Origin of the sequence: Ensifer meliloti, from assembly GCF_030064585.1 — a bacterium.
Classification (GTDB): Bacteria; Pseudomonadota; Alphaproteobacteria; order Rhizobiales; family Rhizobiaceae; genus Sinorhizobium; species Sinorhizobium meliloti.
Genome location: NZ_CP120365.1, coordinates 3408634 through 3431941 on the forward strand (window position 1 = coordinate 3408634; position 23308 = coordinate 3431941).

Annotated in this window: 25 protein-coding genes, 1 tRNA gene and 1 pseudogene; 9 read left to right on the forward strand and 18 right to left on the reverse strand. The window is 61.3% G+C overall.

Annotated elements, in window-relative coordinates; genetic code table 11:
• Window positions 1-19: 19 nt before the first annotated feature.
• The gene (locus PZL22_RS23255) at window positions 20-1033 is read right to left on the reverse strand and encodes a zinc-binding alcohol dehydrogenase family protein (RefSeq protein WP_003527332.1); all 1014 of its coding nucleotides are present in this window, start codon (window positions 1031-1033) and stop codon (window positions 20-22) included.
• A 100-nt stretch (window positions 1034-1133) separates the two neighbouring features.
• Here PZL22_RS23255 and PZL22_RS23260 point away from each other — a divergent pair, with 100 nt between their 5' ends.
• Window positions 1134-1535: a winged helix-turn-helix transcriptional regulator gene (locus tag PZL22_RS23260; RefSeq protein WP_003527330.1), complete on the forward strand. Its 402-nt coding sequence runs from the start codon at window positions 1134-1136 to the stop codon at window positions 1533-1535.
• Between the two features lie 138 nt (window positions 1536-1673).
• A complete protein-coding gene (locus PZL22_RS23265; RefSeq protein ID WP_033048488.1) occupies window positions 1674-2600 on the forward strand; it encodes a diacylglycerol/lipid kinase family protein in 927 nt (308 codons plus the stop codon).
• Window positions 2601-2615: 15 nt separating this feature from the next.
• On the opposite strand, the gene PZL22_RS23270 is transcribed toward PZL22_RS23265, so the two are convergent.
• Complete coding sequence (locus PZL22_RS23270; RefSeq protein WP_003527326.1) at window positions 2616-4103, reverse strand: ArnT family glycosyltransferase; 1488 nt, start codon at window positions 4101-4103, stop codon at window positions 2616-2618.
• Complete coding sequence (locus PZL22_RS23275; RefSeq protein ID WP_003527324.1) at window positions 4096-5115, reverse strand: glycosyltransferase family 2 protein; 1020 nt, start codon at window positions 5113-5115, stop codon at window positions 4096-4098. Before PZL22_RS23275 ends, PZL22_RS23270 begins: the two co-directional genes overlap by 8 nt.
• Window positions 5116-5210: 95 nt before the next feature.
• Between PZL22_RS23275 and PZL22_RS23280 the strand changes: the two genes are divergently transcribed.
• A complete protein-coding gene (locus PZL22_RS23280; protein WP_003527322.1) occupies window positions 5211-6167 on the forward strand; it encodes a lysylphosphatidylglycerol synthase domain-containing protein in 957 nt (318 codons plus the stop codon).
• 28 nt (window positions 6168-6195) lie between these two features.
• Here the strand turns inward: PZL22_RS23280 and PZL22_RS23285 are convergent, their stop codons facing one another.
• The 4 genes from PZL22_RS23285 to PZL22_RS23300 form a co-directional block, all read right to left on the reverse strand.
• Complete coding sequence (locus PZL22_RS23285; RefSeq protein WP_003527321.1) at window positions 6196-7698, reverse strand: AMP nucleosidase; 1503 nt, start codon at window positions 7696-7698, stop codon at window positions 6196-6198.
• A 79-nt stretch (window positions 7699-7777) separates the two neighbouring features.
• Entirely contained in the window at window positions 7778-8098 is a 321-nt protein-coding gene (locus PZL22_RS23290) for a YnfA family protein (RefSeq protein WP_003527320.1), read from the reverse strand.
• A 74-nt stretch (window positions 8099-8172) separates the two neighbouring features.
• Window positions 8173-8346 (reverse strand): hypothetical protein, encoded by a 174-nt coding sequence (locus PZL22_RS23295; protein ID WP_003527319.1) that lies wholly within the window; start codon window positions 8344-8346, stop codon window positions 8173-8175.
• 13 nt (window positions 8347-8359) lie between these two features.
• The gene (locus PZL22_RS23300) at window positions 8360-8533 is read right to left on the reverse strand and encodes a hypothetical protein (RefSeq protein ID WP_003527318.1); all 174 of its coding nucleotides are present in this window, start codon (window positions 8531-8533) and stop codon (window positions 8360-8362) included.
• A gap of 235 nt (window positions 8534-8768) precedes the next feature.
• Between PZL22_RS23300 and PZL22_RS23305 the strand changes: the two genes are divergently transcribed.
• Window positions 8769-9470, forward strand: coding sequence for a glutathione S-transferase family protein (locus tag PZL22_RS23305; protein WP_003527316.1), 702 nt, complete (start codon window positions 8769-8771; stop codon window positions 9468-9470).
• A gap of 223 nt (window positions 9471-9693) precedes the next feature.
• Here the strand turns inward: PZL22_RS23305 and PZL22_RS23310 are convergent, their stop codons facing one another.
• Window positions 9694-10035 (reverse strand): DUF2147 domain-containing protein, encoded by a 342-nt coding sequence (locus PZL22_RS23310; protein WP_003527314.1) that lies wholly within the window; start codon window positions 10033-10035, stop codon window positions 9694-9696.
• 585 nt (window positions 10036-10620) lie between these two features.
• Here PZL22_RS23310 and PZL22_RS23315 point away from each other — a divergent pair.
• Entirely contained in the window at window positions 10621-10887 is a 267-nt protein-coding gene (locus PZL22_RS23315; protein WP_003527312.1) for a sel1 repeat family protein, read from the forward strand.
• 21 nt (window positions 10888-10908) lie between these two features.
• Here PZL22_RS23315 and PZL22_RS23320 read toward each other — a convergent pair whose 3' ends face one another.
• Complete coding sequence (locus tag PZL22_RS23320) at window positions 10909-12030, reverse strand: pyridoxal phosphate-dependent aminotransferase (protein ID WP_003527310.1); 1122 nt, start codon at window positions 12028-12030, stop codon at window positions 10909-10911.
• A gap of 285 nt (window positions 12031-12315) precedes the next feature.
• Here PZL22_RS23320 and PZL22_RS23325 point away from each other — a divergent pair.
• Window positions 12316-12405, forward strand: a tRNA-Ser gene (locus tag PZL22_RS23325).
• A gap of 52 nt (window positions 12406-12457) precedes the next feature.
• Here the strand turns inward: PZL22_RS23325 and PZL22_RS23330 are convergent.
• The 4 genes and pseudogenes from PZL22_RS23330 to PZL22_RS23345 form a co-directional block, all read right to left on the reverse strand.
• Window positions 12458-12681, reverse strand: a pseudogene (locus tag PZL22_RS23330) (hypothetical protein); the annotation flags it as partial.
• An 18-nt stretch (window positions 12682-12699) separates the two neighbouring features.
• On the reverse strand, window positions 12700-13008 hold the full coding sequence (locus PZL22_RS23335; protein WP_003527307.1) for a HigA family addiction module antitoxin: 309 nt from the start codon (window positions 13006-13008) through the stop codon (window positions 12700-12702).
• 13 nt (window positions 13009-13021) lie between these two features.
• Window positions 13022-13318, reverse strand: a complete 297-nt coding sequence (locus tag PZL22_RS23340; RefSeq protein WP_003527306.1) for a type II toxin-antitoxin system RelE/ParE family toxin — start codon at window positions 13316-13318, stop codon at window positions 13022-13024.
• Window positions 13319-13365: 47 nt separating this feature from the next.
• Window positions 13366-13671, reverse strand: coding sequence for a hypothetical protein (locus tag PZL22_RS23345; RefSeq protein ID WP_003527305.1), 306 nt, complete (start codon window positions 13669-13671; stop codon window positions 13366-13368).
• Window positions 13672-13998: 327 nt separating this feature from the next.
• Here PZL22_RS23345 and PZL22_RS23350 point away from each other — a divergent pair, with 327 nt between their 5' ends.
• Window positions 13999-15036, forward strand: a complete 1038-nt coding sequence (locus PZL22_RS23350) for a porin (RefSeq protein ID WP_003527304.1) — start codon at window positions 13999-14001, stop codon at window positions 15034-15036.
• Between the two features lie 108 nt (window positions 15037-15144).
• Here the strand turns inward: PZL22_RS23350 and PZL22_RS23355 are convergent, their stop codons facing one another.
• From PZL22_RS23355 to PZL22_RS23370, 4 genes are all read right to left on the reverse strand, one after another.
• A complete protein-coding gene (locus PZL22_RS23355; RefSeq protein WP_425277440.1) occupies window positions 15145-16029 on the reverse strand; it encodes a tyrosine-type recombinase/integrase in 885 nt (294 codons plus the stop codon).
• A gap of 222 nt (window positions 16030-16251) precedes the next feature.
• Window positions 16252-17301 (reverse strand): porin, encoded by a 1050-nt coding sequence (locus tag PZL22_RS23360; protein ID WP_003527302.1) that lies wholly within the window; start codon window positions 17299-17301, stop codon window positions 16252-16254.
• Window positions 17302-17514: 213 nt separating this feature from the next.
• Window positions 17515-18003, reverse strand: a complete 489-nt coding sequence (locus PZL22_RS23365) for a BA14K family protein (RefSeq protein WP_013844230.1) — start codon at window positions 18001-18003, stop codon at window positions 17515-17517.
• A gap of 167 nt (window positions 18004-18170) precedes the next feature.
• Window positions 18171-20213, reverse strand: coding sequence for a lytic transglycosylase domain-containing protein (locus PZL22_RS23370; protein ID WP_284718573.1), 2043 nt, complete (start codon window positions 20211-20213; stop codon window positions 18171-18173).
• A gap of 300 nt (window positions 20214-20513) precedes the next feature.
• On the opposite strand from PZL22_RS23370, the gene dapA reads away from it, so the two are divergent.
• Complete coding sequence (dapA, locus tag PZL22_RS23375) at window positions 20514-21398, forward strand: 4-hydroxy-tetrahydrodipicolinate synthase (protein WP_003527298.1); 885 nt, start codon at window positions 20514-20516, stop codon at window positions 21396-21398.
• Window positions 21398-21877 carry an SsrA-binding protein SmpB gene (gene smpB, locus PZL22_RS23380; protein ID WP_003527297.1) on the forward strand — a complete coding sequence of 160 codons (480 nt, stop codon included), beginning with the start codon at window positions 21398-21400 and terminating at the stop codon, window positions 21875-21877. Before dapA ends, smpB begins: the two co-directional genes overlap by 1 nt.
• Window positions 21878-22444: 567 nt before the next feature.
• On the opposite strand, the gene PZL22_RS23385 is transcribed toward smpB, so the two are convergent.
• Window positions 22445-23023 (reverse strand): LabA-like NYN domain-containing protein, encoded by a 579-nt coding sequence (locus tag PZL22_RS23385; protein ID WP_003527296.1) that lies wholly within the window; start codon window positions 23021-23023, stop codon window positions 22445-22447.
• Window positions 23024-23308 lie beyond the last annotated feature (285 nt).

The following is a 23308-nucleotide window of genomic DNA, read 5'->3' on the forward strand; positions in this document are numbered from 1 at the left end:
CGGCCCACATCGCGCCGGATCAGAAGCCGGCGAGCACCAGCTTGCCGCGCGTACGGCCGGTTTCGATCATCTGATGCGCCTTCCTGAGCGTTGCCGCGTCGATGGGGCCGAGCGTCTCCGTCAAGGTCGTGCGGATCTTGCCGCCATCCACCAGTTCCGCGACCCTGTTCAAGAGATTGTGCTGCTCGATCATGTCCGGGGTTCCGAACAGCGGACGCGCAAACATCATCTCCCAGTGGATCGAGACGGATTTGCGTTTGAACGGCGTGACGTCGAGGACGGCCAGGTCGTCGATCAGCGCGAAGCGTCCCTGCGGCGCGATCAGCTTGGCGATCTCGTCGACATGCTTGTCGGTGTTGGTCGTTGAAAACACGAAGGCCGGCGCGCCGAGGGCGAGCTGCTCTATCTCCGCCGCAAGCGGGCGGCTGTGGTCGAGCACATGATGGGCACCGAGCTTCAAGGCCCACTCGCGCGTTTCGGCGCGTGAAGCGGTGGCGATGACGGTGACATTGGTCAAAGCGCGCAGCAACTGGATGGCGATCGAGCCGACGCCGCCGGCACCCCCGATGATCAGCACCGCATTCGCTGCACCCGGCACGGGATCATTGACCCTGAGGCGATCGAAAATCGTCTCCCATGCGGTGATCGCCGTAAGCGGCAAGGCGCTGGCGGCTGCGAAGTCGAGCGACTGCGGTTTCCGCCCGACGATCCGTTCGTCCACGAGGTGAAGCTCCGCATTCGTCCCCGGCCGGTCGATGGCGCCTGCGTAGAACACTTCGTCGCCGGGTTTGAAGAGGGTAACCTTCGGGCCGACCGCCTTGACCACGCCGGCGGCATCCCAGCCAAGAACCTTCAGCTGCTCCGGCTCCGGCTGAACGCCGGCGCGCACCTTGGTGTCGACCGGGTTGACGGAAACCGCCCTGACTTCCACCAGGAGATCGCGCTCTCCCGGCGTCGGCACGGGCAGGTCCACGTCGATCAGGGCGGTCTCGTTGGCGATGGGTTGCGGTGTCTTGTAGGCGACGGCACGCATGGAATGCTCCTTTTGAAATTGAACAGGTGCTACATGGGCCCTATGCTCAAAAGGCACAAGAATGCACAAATTTGGCCTATAGTGTCGAAAAGGATACCGTATGTCCCGGCCGCGCGCGAAACTGACGAACACATTTCCGGGCTGCCCGGTGGAGTCGGCCTTGAGCTTCATCGATGGCAAATGGAAGGGCGTCATCCTCTATCACTTGATGAGCGAAGGCGTACTGCGCTTCAACGAACTGCGCAGGAGGCTGCCGAGCGTGACGCCGCGTATGCTGACCAGGCAGTTGCGTGAACTGGAGGAGGCGGCGCTTCTGTCGCGTACGGTCTTTCCGGTCGTTCCGCCGCGTGTCGACTACGCCTTGACGGCGAGGGGAGAAAGCCTGAAACCGGTGATCATGGCCCTGAAAGCCTGGGGCGACGAGAATGTCCTCTGCAACGGCGATAGCATGACATTGAAGCCGCTCGAATCCCGCTCGCGGCCCGAACTCAAGCGCGCTTGATCGCTTCGTCGAAACCTCTCCACGCCGAAGCGGCCGGCGATAAGGCCGCCCGGAATTTTCGTCGCCCGGCTATGGAAACCCCCGCGGCCGCTCTTATCTGAGAAGCTGAACGCACTCGCACGACGGAGGCAGCAGCCATTGAAAGTCAAGGCCATCTTCAATCGAGATGGGGGGACTTTTCGAACGACGGACATGGACGCCTACAGCAGGAAAGTCGAGGAGGACTTTCGGGCTGTCGGCCACGAGATTGAAATCGCCGTGGTCGGAGCGGACGAGATGCGGGATACTCTGGAGACCGCCTGCGGGCGGGGCGATCTCGATGCGATAGTCGCCGGCGGAGGCGACGGCACGATTTCGGCGGCGGCAGGCGTCGCCTGGAAAACCGGCATGCCGCTGGGTATCGTTCCCGCCGGCACGATGAATCTCGTCGCGCGCTCCCTGAAGCTGCCGCTCGATATCTGGAAGGTCCCGGAGGTGCTGGCCAATGGCCGTATCATCGATGCCGATATAGGCAGCGCCGACGGCCGTGCCTTCGTGCACCAGTTCTCGATGGGCCTTCACGCCCGCATGGTACGCTATCGTCAATCCTATCGGTTCGCATCCCGACTCGGGAAGATCAGCGCCAGCACACGCGCCGCCATCGGTGTCATCTTCAATCCACCGGATTTCGAGATCGAATTCGACGCGGACGGGCACCGCGAGCGAAGGCATGTTTCGGCGATTTCGGTTTCGAACAACCATTTCGGCCACGACACGCTTATGTATGCCGAAGACCTGACGAGCGGCCACCTCGGCTTCTACACGGCGCCGCCGCTGAGCCCCGCCGGCGTGGCGAAGCTCTCTTTCGACATCCTGCGCGGAAAATTCAGGAGCAGCACGCTGATCACCGAGATGAGCGCTCTGACGGTCGACCTGCACTTTCCAAAGATGGACCGGAAGATCAACTGCGTCATCGATGGCGAACTCGTTCCGATCAGAAGCGGTCGGGTCGCGTTGCGCGTTCACCCCGGCGAACTGAAGCTGCTGGTCGGCTCGCAGGAGAGCAATGCCGGGAAAACCGTGTAGCGGTTTTCCCGCGCGCTATTCCGCGACCCAGATATAGCTGAAGCCATAGCGATCCGAGCCGGTCCCGTAGAGATAGGGAAGGGCGAGGTGGCGCGGTGCCGCTGCCGCCTCCGGGACACCAAGTTCGGATAGAGCGTTCCGCAGCAGGTCGGGAACGGGCGCTTCCGGCTGTGCGTCATCGTGCCAGACCAGGAGAAGGGGTCTTCTCGACATATCGACCGGAAGCGCATTTGAGGGCCTCGGCATCGTGACCTGTGCCCGGCTGAACTGCGTTCGGAGATTTCCCGCAATCTGCTTGTCATTGGCGAGGATAAGCGCCGGCTGGCCGCCTTCCGCCTGCGCCACCGCTTCGGCAAATGCGGCGTAGGGTATATTCAGCCTCGAATAGTCGCCGAACCACGGCCGGACGACGGCGCGCGCCGATACCATCACGAGTGCACCCAGCGCGATGACGCAGACCAGCAGGAAGAAGCGCCTGAGGCTGTCTGTGAGGTCGATATTCGCCGCCTCGATCTTCAGGCAGAGATAAAGCGGAATGAGAACGAGGAAGAGGACCAGCCATTTTTCCCGTACATGGGTGGCGGCCACGCCGAGTACGACCAGGAGGACCGCAATCAGGCAAAGGGCGAGCATCCGCCCTACGATCCTGCTCCACTGGCTTTCCGCCTGCCAGATCGCGCGGAGCTTGCCGCGGAAGACGAGGCCGAATACGAGCAGCGGCACCAGGCTGCCGCCGATGATGGCTGAGCCGAGCGAATAGACGCCGTAAAAGGCCTGAAGCAGAAGTCCCTCCGCCTCGCGCTCCCTCATCTCGTTCAAGGTCCCACCCGAGGCGAAACCGAAATTCTGCAGCATCCAGTAGGCGTGGGGCAGAACGATGAGAGTTGCTATCGCAATCGCCGGCAGAATGCGCCAGTCGAGTATCCGCGCCCGCAGCTCCCGTTCCGGCAAAACGGCGACAATCGCCGCGACCGGCACCAGGACGAAATTGTACTTCGCCATCAGGCCGATACCCACCGCGACCCCGGTGAGGAGATAGGAAAAGAGGCTGGGCCGCTTGAGCGTCCTCAGGAAGCCGTACAGAAACAACGAGACGGCGAAGAGTGCTGCAATTGTGTGCGAAAGGTCGCGCTGTGCGAGTAGAAAGACTGGGGGTAGCGTGAGAACGCCGAGCATCGCGATCGGGGGCAGACGCCGGTCGGCCAGCACGAGCCGTGCCGCAAGACCATAGAACAGGCAACAGAGAAAAAGGAGCCCGTTCTTGAGGATGGTCATCGTCGCCAGCGAAGGTCCGATGAGCTCTGCCAGTCCATATTGCAGCCAATTGTAGAAGGGCGGCTGCGGCCCGTATCCGAGGGCGAGGAACTGAGACAGAAATGCCTGTTCCGCCTCGTCGATCTCCAGTGAGCTCGAGACGGAGACCCGCAGGATGATGCACAGCAGGAAATAGCCGGCAACCGCCAGGACGGCCGCTCCAGGCCGCCGATTGACCGCTTCAAGCATGCGGCTGCTCCCGCTCGAAAGTCTGGCGCACGATGTAACTCGTCACTTCATCGTCGCGGAAATAGGCGCGCGCCATCATCTCCGAGAGAATGCCGGTGGTGATCAGCTGGATCGACGAGAGGAACAGCATCACGCCGACGATCAGCATCGGACGGGTGCCGATGTCGTTGCCGAGGATGAACTTGTCTATCGCAAGATAGAGAAGGATCAGCACACTGAGGCCGCCTGCGGCCAGGCCAATGGAGCCGAAAAAGTGCCCGGGCCGCGCCTTGTAGCGCATGAAGAACAAGACCGCGAGCAGATCGAGGATAACCCGGAACGTGCGCGAGATACCGTATTTCGAGGTGCCGTAATGCCGCGCATGATGGGTCACCGGCATCTCCCCGATCCGGCTGCTCGGCACGACACCCGCCACCCAGGCGGGAATGAAGCGGTGCATTTCCCCCATCAGCTTCACCTGCTTGATGATGGAACCGCGGTAGATCTTCAGGCTGCAGCCATAATCGTGCAATCTCACGCCGGTGATCTTGCCGATCAGAACGTTGGCGCACCAGGAAGGGATCTTCCTCAGAATCAGCGCATCGCGTCGGTTTTGCCTCCAGCCGACAAGGAGGTCGAGCCCGCGCTCTTCTATCGCCGCGACCATGTTGGGAATGTCCGCCGGATCGTTCTGGAGGTCGCCGTCGAGCGTCGCGATCAGCCGGCCGGAGGCCGCGTCGATTCCCGCCTGCATTGCGGCCGTCTGGCCGAAATTCTTCTGGAGCTCGATGATCTTCAGTTGCAGGTCGGGGTGTGAAAGCTCCTTGCGCGCATTCGGCAGGGTCCGGTCCGTGCTCCCGTCGTCGACGAGGATGAGCTCCCATGACTTCAGGAACCCGGCCATGGCCGCCCGGATGCGCGTGACGAGCGGCCCGACGCTCTCCTCCTCGTTGAACACCGGCACGACTATGGAGAGCTCGACGCCCTCCAGGACTTCGGTCATCGGCTTCACGGGTTCTTCGATGCGATTCAAGGGGGCAGTCTCCGGTGGGCTTGCAGGTTTTCTTGCATACTTATGAGGTTATAACCAATGTCGAATCGCATTGCTGATACAGGAAAACGGTCTCGATGAATACGAACTGGGAGCGCAGCCGGCGGTCGTGGCTCGCGCGCAACCGTCTGGCACTGATTTCCGCGGCGGCAATCGCGGCTTATGCCATCTTCGTAGAGTGGGTCTGGGGCTGGCCGGTACTGCTGCGGCAATGGGCCGAGATCGGCGTCGGGCCGGTCCTCTCGGCGCTAGCGCTTCTCGTCGCCACCTATTTCATCCGCTGCTATCGGATCCACGACTACTTCCCGGGTGAAACCAGGGGCCGTTTTCTGTCTCTCTTCCGGGTGACCCAGGTTCACAATCTGCTCAACATCATGCTGCCGTTCAGAGCCGGCGAAACGAGCTTTCCCTTGCTCATGCGCAGCGAATTCGGCGTGCCGCTGGTGCGTGGCACCGCGGCGCTCTTCGTCATGCGGCTTCTGGATCTGCACGCCCTGCTCACCGTCGCTGCGGTGGGCCTGGTGGCCGGGCGGGGCCAAGGGGCGATCGGCTGGGTTCTCTGGCTGATCGCTTTTCTGTCGCCTCTTGCCTTCTTTCTCATGAAGGAGAAAGCTCTCACCGTGATGCGCCGTGTCGCGCCGGCGAAGGCCGGTCCGCTCCTGGACGAGGCGGAGGCAGGTCTGCCGATCGGCATTCCCGCTTTCCTGCGGGCCTGGGCGATGACGATGCTGAACTGGGCGGTAAAGGTCGTCGTTCTCGCCTGGGTGCTCGCGATCATGGGGGTCGCGCCACTCGCCGCCTCCTTCGGCGGGGCGCTCGGTGGCGAATTGTCTTCCGTGCTGCCGGTGCACGCGCCGGCGGGTGTGGGAACCTACGCAGCGGCGATCGTCGCCGGCGCGGTTTCCTTCGGAGCGTCGGCGGATCAGGCGACGCTCGAGACGCTCGGCCGCGCCAGTGTCAATGCCCACCTCATGGTCATCGTGTCGGCGGTGGCCGGCACGATGCTGTCGCTCCTCCTGCGGCCGAAAGCGTGAAACGCTTCTGCGCGATAAGATGCTGGCTCTACTGGAACGAGGTCTCGTAGAAGCTTCTGAGCTTGCGTGAATGCAGCTTCTCGGGAGGCATTGCCGCCAGTTTCTGCAGGGCGAGGATACCGATCTTCAGATGCTGGCTCACCTGGGTCCGGTAAAAGGCGCTTGCCATGCCGGGCAGCTTCAGTTCGCCGTGCAGGGGCTTGTCGGACACGCAGAGCAACGTCCCGTAGGGGACGCGGAAGCGGAACCCGTTGGCGGCGATGGTCGCCGATTCCATGTCGAGCGCGATGGCCCGGGCCTGCGAGAGTCGTTTGACCGGCCCGCGCTGGTCGCGCAGTTCCCAGTTGCGGTTGTCGATCGTCGCGACCGTGCCCGTGCGCATGATCTGTTTGAGGTCGTAGCCCTTGTAGCCCGTCACTTCGGCGACGGCATCCTGCAGGGCAACCTGCACCTCGGCCAGTGCGGGCAGGGGAATCCAGACCGGCAGGTCGTCATCGAGCACGTGATCCTCGCGCATATAGGCATGCGCCAGCACGTAATCGCCGAGCCGCTGGCTGTTGCGCAGCCCCGCGCAATGGCCGAGCATCAGCCAGACATGCGGCCTCAACACGGCGATATGGTCGGTGATCGTCTTGGCATTGGATGGCCCGACGCCGATATTGACGAGGGTGATGCCGCCGTGCCCCTTCTTCTTCAGATGATAGGCGGGCATCTGCGGCAGACGGGCGAGCGAATAGTCGGCATCCGGCCGGTCGGCACCCGCCGGTGTGGTGATGTTGCCGGGTTCGATGAAGGCGGTGTAACCGTTGCCGCCCTCCGCCATCTGCTGGCGCGCCCAGGCGCAGAACTCGTCGACATAGAACTGATAGTTCGTGAAAAGCACGAAGTTCTGGAAGTGCCTGGCGCTGGTCGCAGTATAGTGGCTGAGGCGCGCCAGCGAATAGTCGATGCGCTGCGCCGTGAAGGGCGCGAGCGGCGACGGTTCTCCCGGTCCCGGCTCGTAGGAGCCGTTGGCGATCTCGTCGTCGGTGGTCGTAAGATCCGGCGCGTCGAAAAGGTCGCGCAACGGAATGTCGATGCTTTCGGCCGCAGACGCTTCGACATGCGCCCCTTCGCCAAAGGCGAAATGGAGGGGGATAGGTGTCGAGGATTCCGACACCGTGACGCCGACGCCGTGGTTGCGCATGAGGTGGCCGAGCTGTTCTTTCAAATAGTGCCGGAACAGTTTGGGCCGGGTGATGGTCGTCGTGTAGACGCCGGGCGCGCTGACATAGCCGAAGGAGAGCCTGGAATCGACATGTCCGAAGCTGCTCGTCTCGATGCTGACCTGCGGATAGCAGGCGCGGAAACGGGTGAGCGGCCTGCCGCTTTTTCCGAGCCCTTCGAAACCTTCGCAGAGGAAGCGGGTGTTGCGCTCGTAGAGCGCCTCCAGACAATCGACGGCCTCGGTCGGATCGTCGAAGAGCTGCGGCTCAAAGGGTTCAGGGGTGGCGACGGAGAGGACGGAGTTTGAAGAGATTCGCTTGTTCATGTCGCATTATATGCTGCACCTTTCGACAAGCAAACGACAAGAGTGTTGTTTTTTGTTCTACAGCGCCGCACGTTGTACTTCAGCGAGGCCCCGCGAGAATGATCGCACTGCCGGCGAGCGCCACGGCGGCGCCCGTCATGTCCCAGTGATCCGGCCGGACGCCTTCGGCAAGCCAGAGCCAAGAGAGCGACGCGACGATGTAGACGCCGCCATAGGCGGCATAGGTGCGGCCCGCCGCTGCCGCGTCCACCATCGTCAGCAGCCAGGCGAAAAGCGCGAGCGAAGCCATGCCGGGAATGAGCCATAAGGCGGATTTGCCAAGTCTCAGCCAGGACCAGAAGGCAAAGCATCCGGTGATTTCGGCAAGAGCAGCGAGAAAATAGATAGCGTATGCGGGCACGGTTTCAGGTCCTCCCGATCAAGAGAGAAACGGACTTTCAACCGACATGCAAGGATAGAAAGCGGGTCTCGAAATCAGCTCATCGCCTGGCGCTGAAGGGTGACGAAAAGAACGAAGCCGGCACCGTTCTTGCCGATGCCGTAGCCGGCGGCTTTGCTGTAAGCGACCGCTCCGATGGGTGCGATCAGCAGGCCCGCGAGTATCAGGAGCCTGAGCGAAAGAATGGCAGAGGAGACGAGAGCGGCCATTCCACAGCTTCCTTCAGAGTTTGGCTTGGCAGTATTGCGCCGTGTGAGCGGTGCAATCCGTGAGCGAGCCGATATAGGTGTTCTGGCGGCGGCGTTCCGTGTCGGCGCCGACTGCGGCGGCAAGCGTCATCGCGAAGACGACCATGAGCAGGCTGATAATGGTAAGGCGGCGAGCGAGAATGTCCATGGTTCCGTCCGTTGAAGCGAGACACGTTCAAATCGATTGATTGTCTTTTCGCACAACCAAACTGAACTCTGGCTGAGACGTCCGTTCATCTGGCGTTCATCTAAGCAGCGCCGAACATGTGCAGCGGTTTAGGGAGAACGATCATGCACTTAAACAAATGCGCGTCGGACTGCGGCCTTGCCGTTGAGCCGTCGTGTTCCTAAGTCAGTCCTTCCGACAAATCAGGAGAGACGCGATGACCGCTCCGATCGAGCTTTATTATTGGCCCACGCCGAACGGCTGGAAGATCACCATAATGCTGGAGGAGCTCGGCGTTCCCTACGTCGTCAAGTACATAAATATCGGCCGGGGCGATCAGTTCCAGCCGGACTTCCTGAAGATCTCGCCGAACAACCGGATGCCGGCGATCGTCGATCCGGACGGTCCGGGTGGCGAGCCCATCTCCGTATTCGAATCAGGAGCGATCCTGCAGTATCTCGGCCGCAAATACGGCAAGTTCTATCCCGCCGACGAGCGCGCCCGTGTCGACGTCGAGCAATGGCTCTTCTGGCAGGTGGGCGGACTGGGGCCGATGGCGGGGCAGGCACACCATTTCCGCCAATATGCCCCGGAAAGGATCGCCTACGGCATCGACCGCTATACCAATGAAGTGAACCGCCTCTACGGCGTGATGAACAAGAGGCTCGCCGACCGACCGTTCCTCGCCGGCGATTACTCGATCGCAGACATGGCCGCGATCGGCTGGGTGATTCCGCACGAGAATCAGGGCCAGGACCTCAACGAATTCCCGAATCTGAAGCGCTGGTTCGACGCCGTGCTTGCGCGACCGGCGGTGAAGAAGGCCATCGAGGTGGGCAAGGAGGAGCGGGCGCGCCAGAAGAGCCTCGCCGAGGACGAAGAGGCGCAGAAGGTTCTGTTCGGCCAACGCGCCCGCTGAGACGATGCCACGGACAGAACGGAGAAGCAGGAAACGAGGGCCTGCCGCATATATTCTCCCCCACAAGGGGGGAGACGACAAGCGGCTTGACCTTCACCTATCCCAGGCGATGCCGTCGGCAGACCGCATAACTGGAAGCGAGAGCCAGCCGGTCTCTCTCCGTGCAACGGCTCACTAGAGGTCGCGGCTGGTGCAACGCCGCCCATGTTTTAGCTGTCGAGGCTTAAAGACGCGTCCAGGTTTGCGACTTGCAAAGGACCTTCAGCACGCAGCCCCGCATCTTCAGCAGATTGCCGTCCACCGACCCCGTGCCGCTATAGGTCTTGTCGCTTTCGGGATCGGTGACCACGCCGCTATAGCTGCCGCCGGTTCCCGACAGCGAACCGACACGCTTGCCCGCGTGCTTGCCCGTCTTCAGCGTGACGCAGAAGGCCGCACCGCAGGGGGCGATTTCCGCGGTGGAGCCGCTCGCCGTCTTCCACTTGCCGAGGATCGGCTCGGCGGCGTGGACCGGGGCGGCTGCGGCAAGGCCAAGCGCTGCTGCGACGAGCAATGTGCGAATCATGCGATCTCCTCCGAAGTCGGCAGGCCCTTCGGTCCTGCCGTGTGCTGGTTCCCTGTGGAGCGCGATCTCCTGCAGCGCCGCACGGGTTATCGGGCGAACGAAGATCACTCCGGCGCAGACAGTATATTACGCGTACGTAAACGTAAATATCCGCGCGTTGCTTTGTAGGACATGTTGCGCGCGGCGGCACCGTCCTTGAAAAGAGCAGCTGTTCTCATGGTTAGCGTTTGGTTGAAATCCGGACGTGAAATTTTCGTAAAATTCGAGGCGAATGCGTGCCTCTGCAGGGCCTGCAATGCTTAACGAAAACCCAAGTTTACCAAGCGTTTGGACTTTGTTTGCGTCAAATTAAGCATGGATTTTAAGCGGCCATTGAAGGCCGTCGGGCATATTCACATCCATAAGACGAGCGGCGAAATAAGCCGCCGACCAACCGGAAAGCGACACCGCAGAAGACGGGGCGATTTCCCGGAAAGCCCGCCAAGAGGCTCGATGAAACAGGGACCAGAATACCAGCTGAAGCAGAGCTCGCCCCATACGGGCGGGCCGCTTCGCTCTAACGAAGAAAAGACAGGGACAAGAAAAATGGCACTCTTTAACATTGAGATCGTTTCGGATGACGCCATCGGCGGCGGCAACCGTGCCGACGTTCTGTGCGAGATGGGCCTCGCCTATGCGACGGGCCGCGGCAGGCCCGTCGATCTGGTAGCCGCGCACAAGTGGCTGAACATCGCCGCGATCAGGGGCTCGGACCGCGCGGCGGATCTACGAGCCGACCTTGCGGCGACGATGAGCAAGTCGGATCTCGCCGCTGCGCTGCGCGCAGCACGCGAATGGATGACGATGCACTGATGCGTGGCGGTTGCCGCCGGTTCAGGTGGCAGCCAAACTCCTGATCACCTCCGGAAGCGCGGCCGCAAGAAGATCCATTTCCGCATCGGGCGCGGTGCTGATGCGGATGCAGCGGTTGAGCGGCGCGACGCCAGGCATGCGGATGAAGATCCCGTGATCGCTCATCAGCCGATCGACGATCGCCCGTGCATAGCTTGCATCCTTTCCACAATCGACAGCCACGAAATTCGTGGCTGAGGGCAGGGGGGCGAGTCCGCTATCGGCAGCTATGCGGCCGATCCTTTGCCGTGAGTTCGCGATTTTGAGCGTGACTTCCTTCAAATAGTCCTGATCGGCCAAAGCGGCGATTGCTGCTGCCACGCCGATGCGGCTCATACCGAAATGATTGCGGATCTTGTCGAAGGCCTGGGCGGTCCCCGGCGTCGACAGCGTATAGCCGATGCGCGCGCCTGCCAGGCCGTAGGCCTTCGAAAAGGTGCGCGTGCGAATGACGTTGGGCTTGTCGATAAGGCTTTCGATCGGCGGGAGCGCATCCCGCGGCGCCGTTTCGCAATAGGCTTCGTCGAGTACGAGGAGCGTCGTTTCCGGCAGGGCCTGCGCGAAGGCGACGACGCGCTCGGCGGGCCACCAGCTTCCCATCGGATTGTCGGGATTGGCCAGATAGACGAGCGGTGCATTCTCACGGCCCACGGCGGCGAGCAGTCCTTCGAGATCTTCCCGGTCGTCGGCATAGGGTACCGTGACCAGCCGCCCGCCATGGCCCGCGACATGATAGTTGAAGGTCGGATAGCCTCCGAGAGAAGTCACCACCGGCGCGCCGGCTTCCACGACGAGCCGCACGATCTGCCCGAGGAGGCCGTCGATACCCTCTCCGATGGCGATATTGGCGGGAGAGGTGCCGAGATGGCCGGCAAGCGCCTGCTTCAGGTCGTGGTTTTCGGGATCGGCATATTTCCAGGTGTCGCCGGCCGCCTGGCGGATGGCGAGCAATACGGATGGTGCCGGGCCGAAGCCGCTCTCATTGGCGCCGATGCGTGCCGCAATCTTGCGGCCGTGCTGACGCTCGAGGGCTTCCGGGCCGACAAAGGGGACGCTGGCCGGCAGGGATTGGATGAGTGGCGTGAAGCGTGAGAATGCGGACATCTTGAAAAACCGTACTCCGTTCGGAAATGCCCGCGGAACTTATCGCATAAGGATGGGAATCGGAATCGACGCAGAGAAAGAATTCCCCCGGAAGAAGTCAGTGCACTTGGCGTTGTGACGTTTCATGCGCGACGGACAAGACCTTTCCCGATTGCCCGATGCGGTCCTAGTTCTCATATGACTCGGGGGCGCCGCGGCCCGAAGCGGATGAAAATCGGATGATTTCCTGAAATTCGACAAAAAAATCTTGCATTGGAAACGCCGTGACACTAGTCAGGCGCTAACGGAGAGGTGGCCGAGTGGTCGAAGGCGCTCCCCTGCTAAGGGAGTATACCGGAAACGGTATCGAGGGTTCGAATCCCTTCTTCTCCGCCATTTTATTTCGGCCCATTCTGTCCGACCCGGACACATGGGTAACACTTCGTCCTTAAGACATGGGTGACAACCTCGTGCCGAACGGGTTGTCGATGGTTTGCAAAGTCCTCTGCTCCAGGTCGATATATCCCAGATCATCGTGCATGAAGCTGACGAGCCAATACCCCGGATCAAGTCCGGGGCAGGCTCCGTCGACTGCTTTGATTCCAAGCTTCTGCCCGGCCAGCACGGTGCAGATGTTGATCTCCTTGCATAGATGCAGAGACGCCCGCAATTTCGTCCACATGACGGTGCTCAGGCTGCATTCTCCAACGGACGCGCGCGCTCGATCCGCTCACGTTCCTTTGGCGTATTCATCACCAGCCAAAGATCGTTGCGCCTCTGCACATTGAGCCAGAAGTCCGGGCTGTTGCCGAACACGCGGGCGAGGATCAGCGCCGTCGCCGCCGTCAGGTTCCTGCGGTTGCCGCATAATTCGTTGACGTGCTTGCGCTGGACGCCCATCGCCTCGGCGAGCGCGCCCTGCGTCAATCCCATCGGCCGCATGAACTCTTCAGTCAGTATCTCGCCGACAGTCGCCGGCTTGCGCTTGGTGGTCAGCATGTTCGCCTCGCTTTCATCGGTAGCTGTGATCGTCCAGATAAATCCCGTCGGCCTCTCCGCGCGTCCCATCCCAGCGGAAGATCAGCCGCCATTGCTGGTTGACGCGGATCGAATGCAGCCCCGCCAGATTGCCGCGCAGCTTCTCGAAGTGATTGCTGGGCGGCACGCGCAAGTCTTGGTCGGTTGCGGCATCGTCAATCATCTGGAGCTTGCGGAACAACCGAGCTTCAAGATCGGACGGGATGTTACGGGAACGGACATCATCCACAAAGAAGGTCCGAAGCCAGTCGTCCCGAAAGCCTACGATCACAGGTTCACTCCAACGATGGACATATGTACCACTCTATAACTCAAATTTCAATGGCAAATGGCTCTGCCGCCGGGTCCGAACAGTTCATCGAACGGATTCCCATTCCCGCCACCGCCGTCACGTTCCTGAGTTTGCTGCTTGATGACATGCTTGGCTGAACCCATTGCCTCGGCGAGCGCGCACTGTGTCGAGGTGCCTGCCGACTCGCGAATCCCTGCGCACTGATTCTGCCGGGAATCGGCCAGGAAGCACCTCGACCATCCGCGCGAACCGACGATCGGCGTGCCCATGGCTTCCGCAAGGACCGGTCTCGCGGAGCGCTCTTGCCCGGTTTTATCCCCCTTTCTGGCCATTTTTTGCCCCTTTCCGGAACAGATGGCCGGGAGTGACCTCGCGCTAAACCCCCGTCGCTAAAGGATTTTCTTAACGCTTTGTTAATTCCCTCGGGCCGTCTGGGGCGATTTTGTGTCGTTTCAGCAACAGGGATCAGGGAAGGGCAGGGCAAAGGAGTCGATCTGGTAAGTTGGTCGTTGCGCGCCCCACCCGGTTTTGTATTTTCAACTCCGGAAGCAAGGGCGGTTGATCGTCCGACTTCTTGAACGTTGGGGATGGGGCAGGGAACGCTGTCCTTCAGCAAAAAAAACCCAGACCCGTTTGAAACTTTTGACTGGAGGTCAGAAATGAACATCAAGAGCCTTCTTCTCGGCTCCGCTGCTGCTCTCGCAGCAGTCTCCGGCGCCCAGGCTGCCGACGCGATCGTCGCTGCCGAGCCGGAGCCCATGGAATACGTTCGCGTCTGCGACGCTTTCGGCACGGGCTACTTCTACATTCCGGGCACGGAAACCTGCCTCAAGATCGGCGGCTTCATCCGTATCCAGGGTGAATTCGGTCGTGACGAAGCTGACGATCGCTGGAACCAGGAAGACTTCGGTGGTCAGTCCACGTCGGACTGGGACATGTTCTCCCGCGCCTACATCTCGATCGACGCGAAGAGCGACACCGAATACGGCACGCTCACCGGCTTCTTCGCTGCTGAGTTCAACGCCGACAACGACACCGACGAAGGCGACAGCCTGATCGACGTCGATGAAGCCTACATCCAGCTCGGCGGCTTCAAGGCCGGCTTCTTCTACAGCTGGTGGGATAAGGGCCTGAACGGCGAAACCGACTCGCTCGGCAACGTCACCGAGTTCAACTCGCTCGCCTACATCTACGACGGCGGCACCTTCCAGGCCGGTATCTCGGTTGACGAACTCGAAGGCACGAGCACCAAGGCCAACGGCGTTGGCGTTACCGGTATCGTCTCCGCGACGCTCGGCGGCGTTGCTTTCGACTTGCTCGGCAGCTACGACACCGAGTGGGAAGAAGGCGCTGTCCGCGGCTTGCTCTCGGCAGACCTCGGCCCGGGCACCCTTCAGGTCGCCGGCATCTGGGCGTCCAACCCGAACGCTTACTGGGCTGACTCCGAGTGGACCGTTGCTGCGTCTTACCGCTTCAACGCTTCCGACAAGTTCGCGATCACCCCGGCTGCTCAGTACTGGGGTAGCCTGCAAGACTCGAACACCAGCTTCGGTAACGACGATCAGTGGCGCGTTGGTATCACGACCGACTACGACATCACGGAAGGTCTCGCTACCCGCTTCACGATCAACTACACCGATCCGGATGATGGTGACGAGTACGTCAGCGGCTTCCTCCGCCTGCAGCGTGACTTCTAATCTGACCTGACCTCGGTCAGTGGAAGGGAAGCCCGGCTTTAAGCCGGGCTTTCTCTTTTCTGGAGTATGGCTACGGGGACGCGCGCTGCTGCCGGCGCTCATGCGCGATTACTTGAGATGACGCTCAAGTACGGGCACGCACATATCGAGGTCATGGGAGGCCAGATGCGCGTAGCGCATCGTCATCTCGAGGGTCTGGTGGCCGAGCCACATCTGAACCCGCCTGAGGTCGATCCCGCCTCTGACCAGGCGCGAGGCGCAGGTATGCCGCAGGATGTGGGGAACGAGATCGTCTTCGTTGCCGAGGCCCGCATCCACTTTCGCGGCGTTCCAGACAGCACGGTATTTTTGCTGGTCGATTCTCGAAAATGGACCCGGGGACCTGTCCGCGACGCGCTTCAATGCGTCTTTTGCTCTCACGGTAAGCGGGACTGTGCGGCTGCGGCCCGATTTCGTCACCCAGAATGTCGCCCGGCCCTCGTGAATATCGTTCCATTTGAGGGCAATGGCCTCGCCCAGGCGAGCACCGGTATCCACCAGAAATATCGAGAGGTACAGATAGAGTTCCGATCGGCTGGCGATTTCGCGGAACAGCACCTCTTCTTCGTCGGCCTCCAGGAAGCGCAGGCGCCCCGCTTTCTCCTTTTGGCGTTTGAATTCCGGCAGATTGTGGATGTCCCCCATCTTGTACGCTTTCCGCAGCAACTTCCCCAGCGCCGCGATCTTCCTGTTGATGGTCGCGTTGCTGTTACCGCGCTTGCGTAGCGCACCTATGAGGCCGTCGAGCAATTCCTGCGAGAAGGCGGAGAAACGGGCACCGAGCAAGATCTCGTCGAGCTCTCCGATGAAGGCCTTCACATTGTATTTGTGCCTGCCTTCGTCCCACAGGATGTCGGCATAGCGCTGAAGCAATTCGGCAAGCGTGGTCTCCTTGACCACGCCGATCGGCCCTTGCCGGCCGAAGGTATAGTTGACCTCATACCCCGAACCCATATCCGGGAAACCGAGATCACCTACCTGTTTTTCAGCGTCCGACGTCACGTTTGCCGTTTCCTTCCCATTCTCCGTGAACGAGCCAAAAAACCACTGGCAATGAAACCAGTGCTTATAGTCAAACAATCTCAACGCTTGGCGGCGCACTTTGCGTTGCAGTACAGCAACAGCCCGCAACCCAACTTGTGAGCTGCGGGCTTTCTTTTACCTGACTAGGTCAGATTAGAAGTCCCGCTGCAGGCGAAGGAAACCGCTGACGGAATCCGGAGCATTGCTCGGGTCTGTGTAGTTGATCGCGAAGCGGGTCGCGAGACCTTCGGTGATGTCGTAGTCGGCGGTAAGGCCGACACGCCACTGGTCCGCATCGTTGTCGAAGCGGCCGCCGAGCTTGTCGCTTTCGTTCAGGCCGCCCCAGTATTGAGCGCCGGGCGTGATCGCAAGCTTGTCGCTCACATTGAAGCGGTAGGAGGCAGCAACGGCCCACTCCGAGTCATGCCAGTATGCGTTCGAGCCGGATGCCCAGATACCGGCGACCTGGAAGGTGCCCGGACCGGCATCCGCGGAGAGCAGGGCACGGATCGCGCCTTCTTCCCATTCCGTATCGTAGCTGCCGAGCAGGTCGAAAGTCACGCCGCCGAGCGAAGCCGATACGATGCCTTCGACCCCGACGCCATTCGGCTTGGTCGAAGTACCCTCGAGTTCGTCGACAGCAACGCCGGCCTGGAAAGTGCCGCCGTCATAGGTATAGCGGACCGAGTTGAACTCGGTGTTCTCGCCGCTCGAGTCGGTTTCGCCGTTCAGGCCCTTGTCCCACCAGCTGTAGAAGAAGCCGGCCCGGAAGCCGCCGAGCTCGATGTAGGCTTCGTCGACGTCGATGTGGCTGTCGCCGCCGCCGTCCGAGGCCGAATCCGTATCGGAATTGAACTCGGAAGCGAAGAAGCCGGTGAGCGTGCCGTACTCGGTATCGCTCTTCGCGTCGAACGAGATGTAAGCGCGGGAGAACATGTCCCAATCGGAAGTGCCGTCATCATCGAAGCTGGTCAGATGATTGACATTGTCACGGCCGAAGTCGCCCTGAACGCGGATATAGCCGCCGATCTTGAGGCAGGTTTCCGTGCCCGGGATGTAGAAGTAGCCCGTGCCGAAAGCATCGCAAACGCGGACGTATTCCATAGGCTCCGGCTCTGCAGCGACGATAGCGTCGGCAGCATGCGCGCCGGAGACTGCCGCCATAGCAGCAGCCGAGCCAAGAAGAAGGCTCTTGATATTCATTTCTGACCTCCAGTCAGACGTGAGAAATAATTCCTATGACTGGACAGGAGATACAAGGCCGCGGGCTTACATGCCGCGGATGAATCAGGCGGTAAATGGCAGGGGATTCGGTGATGAACTGTCGGTGCCGCGCAAGAATGACGGCCCGAGCATGCGGGCGAGGGAGGCGCGCCGGCTCCTCCCTTCAGACTCACGTCTTAGGTGCGAAACTCATCAGCTATAGGGCGAATAGCACTGGCGCCTCGGGCCGTTATAGGGCTGGAACGTATTGTCCCAGGCCCGGTACGAGCGATAGCGCGAGTAGCACCATTCGACATGTGCGTTGCCGCCGCCGGAATACCGCGGAGCCGCATATCTCGGCTGGCTCAGCACGCCGCCGACGATCGCGCCGGCTGCCAGGCCGCCAAAGAATGCGCCGAGATCGTCGTCGTCATCGCGATAATAGCGGCGGTGGTGGTAACGGTTCCCGTAATAGCGATTTCCACGATAGTTATGCCTATTGCCACGCCAGCGTTCCCGCCCCATACGCGGGCAACCAACACCCGGGCAACGCGCCCTGTCGGGAAACTGCGCCAACTGCACGTCGGCGGCCTGCGGCTTCGGAGCCGGAACGATCGGAAATGCCTCTGCGGGCGGAACGCTGCTGATGACCGTGGCCAGCGACAGGGCAACAATTGCTAAGGTCTTCATTGGCCTCACCATTTCCTCTCAGGAGAAAGTAAATCCCTTCCAGGGGAAAATGGCCGAAATCGTATTTTGTGCCGGACGCGGCCAAACGATCACGATGATGTGATCCTCTCTCGGCAGAGTTGCCGCGGGGGAACGTTGCAGTCAGGCGCGACCGTTCGGTTCGCACCCGCAGCCCGGGCTCAAGGCAAAGCGCGTCCCAACCTCAAATCCGCAACGATATCCGCATCTTGTCCCAGCCGCGACTTATAAACCTGATAGTTCTCCATCACCCGCTGGACATAGTTGCGCGTCTCCTCGAAGGGGATGCGCTCGATCCAGTCCACGACCTCGTCGATGGGCTTTCCGCGTGGATCGCCATAGCGGGCGAGCCAGTCAGGAACGCGACGTGGGCCGGCATTATAGGCGATGAAGGTGAGAATGTAGGAACCGCCGAAGCTGTCGATCTGCTCGCCGAGGTAATGGGCTCCAAGCGTCGCATTATAGCCGGCGTCGCTCGTCAGACGGTCCTTCGAATAGGCGAGGCCATAGCGGCTGGCGACGCCCTTGGCTGTGCCGGGAAGGAGTTGCAGGAGCCCCCGGGCATTCGCCACCGAAATGGCGGCCGGATTGAAAGCACTTTCCTGGCGGGCGATGGCATAGGCGAGCGCCTTGCCGGCGCCCTCGATATCCGCGCTCGGCGGAATGACTCCGATCGGAAAGGCGAGGGCAGCCACCTCGATGCCGCGGCCGAAGGCGATCTTGCCGATCTGCAGCGAGAGTTGGTGATTGCCCGACTTCTCGGCCCGCTCCGCCAGGATCGCAAGCTCCCCAGGGCTGGTCAGTTCCTCGGCAAGCGCACGATAAAGACTTTCGGCGCGCCAGCCATGGCCGGCGGCTTCGAGCCGGCCGATCGCCTTGACGGCTTCGCGACCTTCCAGCCGGATGCGGTCTTCCTGGGTGGGTGAGGGGTAGCTCATGTCGAGCTTCGCCTGGCCGAGGCGTGCGGCGGCGAGTTGTCCATAGAAGGTCGCCGGATAGCGCGCCGCGTTGGTGAAATATTCGCGCGCGTCGCCTGGGCCGCCCGCTTCGGCCGCGCGGCCCAGCCAGTACCAGGCGCGCGAGGCGGAGATCGGCCGGCTCGATGCCTCGAGAATCCTGCGAAAGTGAAGCGCCGCCGTCTCGGGTTCCTCGAGGCCGCGAAGCGCATACCAGCCCGCGTGGAATTCCGCATCCACGAGGTCCGTAGCGCGCTTTGCCGCATGGTTGGCGGCGATGCGGTAGGCGCCGCGGAAGTCGCCGGCGTCGAGCAGACCGCGGCTGACGATACGTTGCTCGACCCACCATTCTCCGGGATTGACGAGGGCGCTGTCGTCCTTCGGCATCTGGTCGAGAAGCCGGGCCGCCTCGGCGTAATTCTGCTGCTTGCGTAAATGCTCGATGCGAATGAAGAGGTAGGAAGGCTTGCTGCGCCATGAAGCATCGACCGCTTCGATGAGCGAGGCCGCGTTGCTGCTGCCGCGGGTCACTGCGGCCCAGGCGCGGAACAGCGATTGCGCCTTGCCGAGATCGCTGAACCGCTCGGCCTGATCTATGCGGGCGCGGTAGAGAAGCATTTCCATCCGCTGCCGGTGGTCTTCCCTCGTCAACAGATCGGAAAACTCGGAAAGGATCTTCGTTTCCGTGTCCTTGTCCAGGGCTTCGCTCAGCCAGAATGCGCGCACGTGCGTGGCGGCCGCCGAGCTCTGCCCCTGCGCTGCAAGTGCGCGTGCGAGGATGATCGCCCCTTCAGCCGTCTCCGGGCGGGTGGTGCCGAAGGCGGCGATCACATCGGCGGCCGGGGCGTTCTCGCGATAAAGCGCCCGTTCCGAATGGGAGCGCAGTGATTTCAGACCGGGCCAGCCCTGGAGTTCCCGCTGCGCCTCGGCAATGTCAAAGGAGGGAATGCCCTTCTGTCCGGACACCGCGATCGCCCAGGCTAGGATATGGCGGTCGAGCGTTCCTGCCGGCATGCGCTCGCGAACGGCGATCGCCTTGTCCGGTTGCCGATCGGAGAGGGCATCGAGACCGCTTTTCAGATCGGCGCCGAGGATAGTTGAGAGTTCGCCGGTTTCGAGGCTGCCGATCTTGCGGGCGTCCGGCTTGCTCGTCGGTACAGGAATCCGACCCTCGGCTGCGTCGGCCGAAAAAGCCAGCATCCCCGCACCGATCATGGCGGCGACCGGCAGAAAGACTGTTCCCCGCATCAAGAGCCCCGTGGTCCCCCATCCTTCGACTTCATTGCCGCTCCATTACAGCCGATCGGCCGGCGAAAACCTAGCCACATTTGTCAGCTTGCTTGCCGGCCGGCGCGTGCGCGTTCCCCGAAACCCGGCGCCCATTGCGGTCTCGCTCGACGGCGTCGATTGCGCGGAAACGAAAGCGAAATGCATCCTCTCAGCGCTTGCCGCAGACACGTCACATGATTATGGTGCGGCAGTTTTTTAACCGTCGATTGCGGCCAAAGCGTGAGCGTATTCTGCGCCCTCGGTCGTCAGGAGTTGTGCATGTTCAAGGGTTCCATTCCCGCACTCGTAACGCCGTTCACCGCCGCCGGCTCGGTTGATGCGGATAGTTTCGTCGCGCATGTGGAGTGGCAGATAAAAGAGGGCAGCCACGGCCTTGTGCCGGTGGGCACCACGGGTGAATCTCCGACGCTTTCCCACGACGAGCATAAGAAGGTCGTGGAACTGTGCGTCGAGGCGTCGGCGCGGCGCGTACCGGTCATCGCCGGTGCCGGGTCCAATAATACGATCGAAGCGATCGAGCTTGCGCAGCATGCGGAAAAGGCCGGTGCGGACGCGATCCTCGTCGTCACGCCCTATTACAACAAACCGACGCAGAAGGGTCTTTTCGCCCACTTCGCGGCGATCGCCGAAAGCGTGAAGCTGCCGATCGTGATCTATAACATTCCCGGCCGTTCCGTCGTCGACATGAGCGTCGAGACCATGGCGGCGCTGGCGAAGGCCCATCCGACGATCGTCGGCGTGAAGGATGCGACCGGCAGGATCGAGAGGGTTTCCGAGCAGCGCATGGCCTGCGGCAAGGCCTTCGTGCAGCTTTCGGGTGAGGATGCGACCGCGCTCGGCTTCAATGCCCATGGCGGCGTCGGCTGCATTTCCGTCACCGCCAATGTCGCGCCGCGCCTGTGCGCCGAGTTCCAGGAGGCCACCCTTGCCGGCAACTATGCCAAGGCCTTGGAGCTTCAGGACAAATTGATGCCGCTTCACAAGGCCATCTTCCTTGAGCCGGGCGTCTGCGGCGCCAAATATGCGTTGAACCGCCTCGGGCGAATGAGCTTTACCGTTCGTTCGCCGTTGTTGTCGGCGCTCGAGCCGGCCACGGCGTCGGCTATCGACGCGGCGCTCAGGCATGCAGGGCTGATGAACTGATGGCACCGAAAGGCAGCGAACGCACGGTCAAGAAGGTTGTCGCGGAAAATCGCAAGGCCCGCTTCAACTACGAGATCGTCGACACCTACGAGGCCGGTCTGGTCCTGACCGGCACGGAGGTCAAGTCGTTGCGCGAGGGGAAGGCCAATATCGCGGAATCATACGCGACCGACGAAGGCGGCGAGATCTGGCTCATCAATTCCTACCTGCCCGAATATCTGCAGGCCAACCGCTTCAATCACGAGACGCGTCGCCGCCGCAAATTGCTCCTGTCGAAAAGGGAAGTGAACCGTCTGCAGGGTGCGGTCAACCGCGAGGGGATGTCGCTGATACCGCTCCGGATATACTTCAATGAGCGAGGCAGGGCGAAGCTGGAACTGGCGCTCGGCAAGGGCAAGAAGCTGCACGACAAGCGAGAGACCTCCAAGGAACGCGATTGGAACCGGCAAAAGAACAGGCTCCTCAAGGAGCGCGGCTGAGTCCTCGTCGATCGTTGGGGTATATTGCTCTTCATCCGGCAGACGAGATCACGATGGATTAGGTCGGTCGACCTAAACCATGAAGGTGATCGATTCCAAAAGGTTGGGGCGGGATGCGGGCGGAAAACCGCGCCCGTTTCGGAGGACCGCAATCTCTCCTCTTGTCTCTGTGCTTGTCACAGAGATGAGAGCAGCGCCGCGTCTGCGGCGCGGGAAGCGTTCTTTCAGCCCAAGGACTTGGTCTGGCTGGATCCCTGTGACGAGCACAGGGATGAGGAAATCAAACAAACCGCGGCGGGTAGCCCGAATTCAACAGGCCTTGGTTCACGATGGTTTTAGGTCGGGTCGGCCTAACATCACGAACGCGATCGATTCCAAAGGATTAGAGGGGATGCGGGCGGAAAACCGCGCCAGTATCGGAGGACCTGCATCTCTCCCTTCCTCATCTCTGTGCTTGTCACAGAGATCCAGCAGCGCCGCGTCTGCGGCGCGGGAAGAGTGACCAAGGACTTGGTCTGGCTGGATCCCTGTGACGAGCACAGGGATCAGGAAAAATCCCAGCAGGCCTTAAAGCTCGACGTCGTCGGCGACCGGCTCGACAGGGCGCTGAACGCGTTCAGATGGTTCGCGGCCGATCTCTCCCCTAAGGGTCGCGAGATCGATGAAGTGGTCGGCCTGGCGGCGCAGGTCGTCGGCAATCATCGGCGGCTGCGTCGACATGGTCGAGACCACGGAAACCTTTCGCCCCTTGCGCTGCAGCGCTTCGACGAGTGTGGTGAAATCGCCGTCGCCGGAGAAAATCACCAGGTGGTCGACCGATTCGGACTGCTCCATGGCGTCGATCGCCAGCTCGATGTCCATGTTCCCCTTGATCTTGCGGCGTCCGAGGGAATCGGTGAATTCCTTGGCAGGCTTGGTCACGACCTTATAGCCATTATAGTCCAGCCAGTCGATCAGCGGGCGGATCGACGAATATTCCTGGTCCTCGATGAGTGCGGTGTAGTAGTAGGCCCTGAGCAGGTAGCCGCGCTTCTGGAAGGCCTTGAGCAGCTTGCGGTAATCGATGTCGAAGCCGAGGCTCTTCGACGCGGCGTAGAGGTTGGCGCCATCGATAAAAAGAGCGATTTTCTCGCGAGGATCGAACATCGTTACTTCCTTTTTCCGTACCCTGCACAGTGACCGGACCAACCCCGCGGAGCGTCACGCTTAAAATTGGCGGATTAAATTAAAGCTCACTTATCTGCAAATAATGTGGTCATGCCAACGCATTATTCCAACCAGGGCGCGGCGCCTATAGCTAGTTTTAGCAGTTGCTGCAGTTCGTCCACATTTTCAATCTATAATTGTTGCTGGATACGTGTTCGAAATTATCACGAAATACAGGCAGTGTCTGTGACCCGATGGCAGCGTTCCACAGACGTGGCATTTTAT

Bases quoted from the DNA above. Each gene is read 5' to 3' on its own strand.
- PZL22_RS23255 (WP_003527332.1), bottom strand. From the start codon at position 1,033: ATGCGTGCCGTCGCCTACAAGACACCGCAACCCATCGCCAACGAGACC.
- PZL22_RS23260 (WP_003527330.1), top strand. From the start codon at position 1,134: ATGTCCCGGCCGCGCGCGAAACTGACGAACACATTTCCGGGCTGCCCG.
- PZL22_RS23270 (WP_003527326.1), bottom strand. From the start codon at position 4,103: ATGCTTGAAGCGGTCAATCGGCGGCCTGGAGCGGCCGTCCTGGCGGTT.
- PZL22_RS23280 (WP_003527322.1), top strand. From the start codon at position 5,211: ATGAATACGAACTGGGAGCGCAGCCGGCGGTCGTGGCTCGCGCGCAAC.
- PZL22_RS23285 (WP_003527321.1), bottom strand. From the start codon at position 7,698: ATGAACAAGCGAATCTCTTCAAACTCCGTCCTCTCCGTCGCCACCCCT.
- PZL22_RS23295 (WP_003527319.1), bottom strand. From the start codon at position 8,346: ATGGCCGCTCTCGTCTCCTCTGCCATTCTTTCGCTCAGGCTCCTGATA.
- PZL22_RS23300 (WP_003527318.1), bottom strand. From the start codon at position 8,533: ATGGACATTCTCGCTCGCCGCCTTACCATTATCAGCCTGCTCATGGTC.
- PZL22_RS23305 (WP_003527316.1), top strand. From the start codon at position 8,769: ATGACCGCTCCGATCGAGCTTTATTATTGGCCCACGCCGAACGGCTGG.
- PZL22_RS23310 (WP_003527314.1), bottom strand. From the start codon at position 10,035: ATGATTCGCACATTGCTCGTCGCAGCAGCGCTTGGCCTTGCCGCAGCC.
- PZL22_RS23315 (WP_003527312.1), top strand. From the start codon at position 10,621: ATGGCACTCTTTAACATTGAGATCGTTTCGGATGACGCCATCGGCGGC.
- PZL22_RS23320 (WP_003527310.1), bottom strand. From the start codon at position 12,030: ATGTCCGCATTCTCACGCTTCACGCCACTCATCCAATCCCTGCCGGCC.
- PZL22_RS23335 (WP_003527307.1), bottom strand. From the start codon at position 13,008: ATGCTGACCACCAAGCGCAAGCCGGCGACTGTCGGCGAGATACTGACT.
- PZL22_RS23345 (WP_003527305.1), bottom strand. From the start codon at position 13,671: ATGGCCAGAAAGGGGGATAAAACCGGGCAAGAGCGCTCCGCGAGACCG.
- PZL22_RS23350 (WP_003527304.1), top strand. From the start codon at position 13,999: ATGAACATCAAGAGCCTTCTTCTCGGCTCCGCTGCTGCTCTCGCAGCA.
- PZL22_RS23355 (WP_425277440.1), bottom strand. From the start codon at position 16,029: ATGGGTTCGGGGTATGAGGTCAACTATACCTTCGGCCGGCAAGGGCCG.
- PZL22_RS23360 (WP_003527302.1), bottom strand. From the start codon at position 17,301: ATGAATATCAAGAGCCTTCTTCTTGGCTCGGCTGCTGCTATGGCGGCA.
- PZL22_RS23365 (WP_013844230.1), bottom strand. From the start codon at position 18,003: ATGGTGAGGCCAATGAAGACCTTAGCAATTGTTGCCCTGTCGCTGGCC.
- PZL22_RS23370 (WP_284718573.1), bottom strand. From the start codon at position 20,213: ATGCGGGGAACAGTCTTTCTGCCGGTCGCCGCCATGATCGGTGCGGGG.
- dapA (WP_003527298.1), top strand. From the start codon at position 20,514: ATGTTCAAGGGTTCCATTCCCGCACTCGTAACGCCGTTCACCGCCGCC.
- smpB (WP_003527297.1), top strand. From the start codon at position 21,398: ATGGCACCGAAAGGCAGCGAACGCACGGTCAAGAAGGTTGTCGCGGAA.
- PZL22_RS23385 (WP_003527296.1), bottom strand. From the start codon at position 23,023: ATGTTCGATCCTCGCGAGAAAATCGCTCTTTTTATCGATGGCGCCAAC.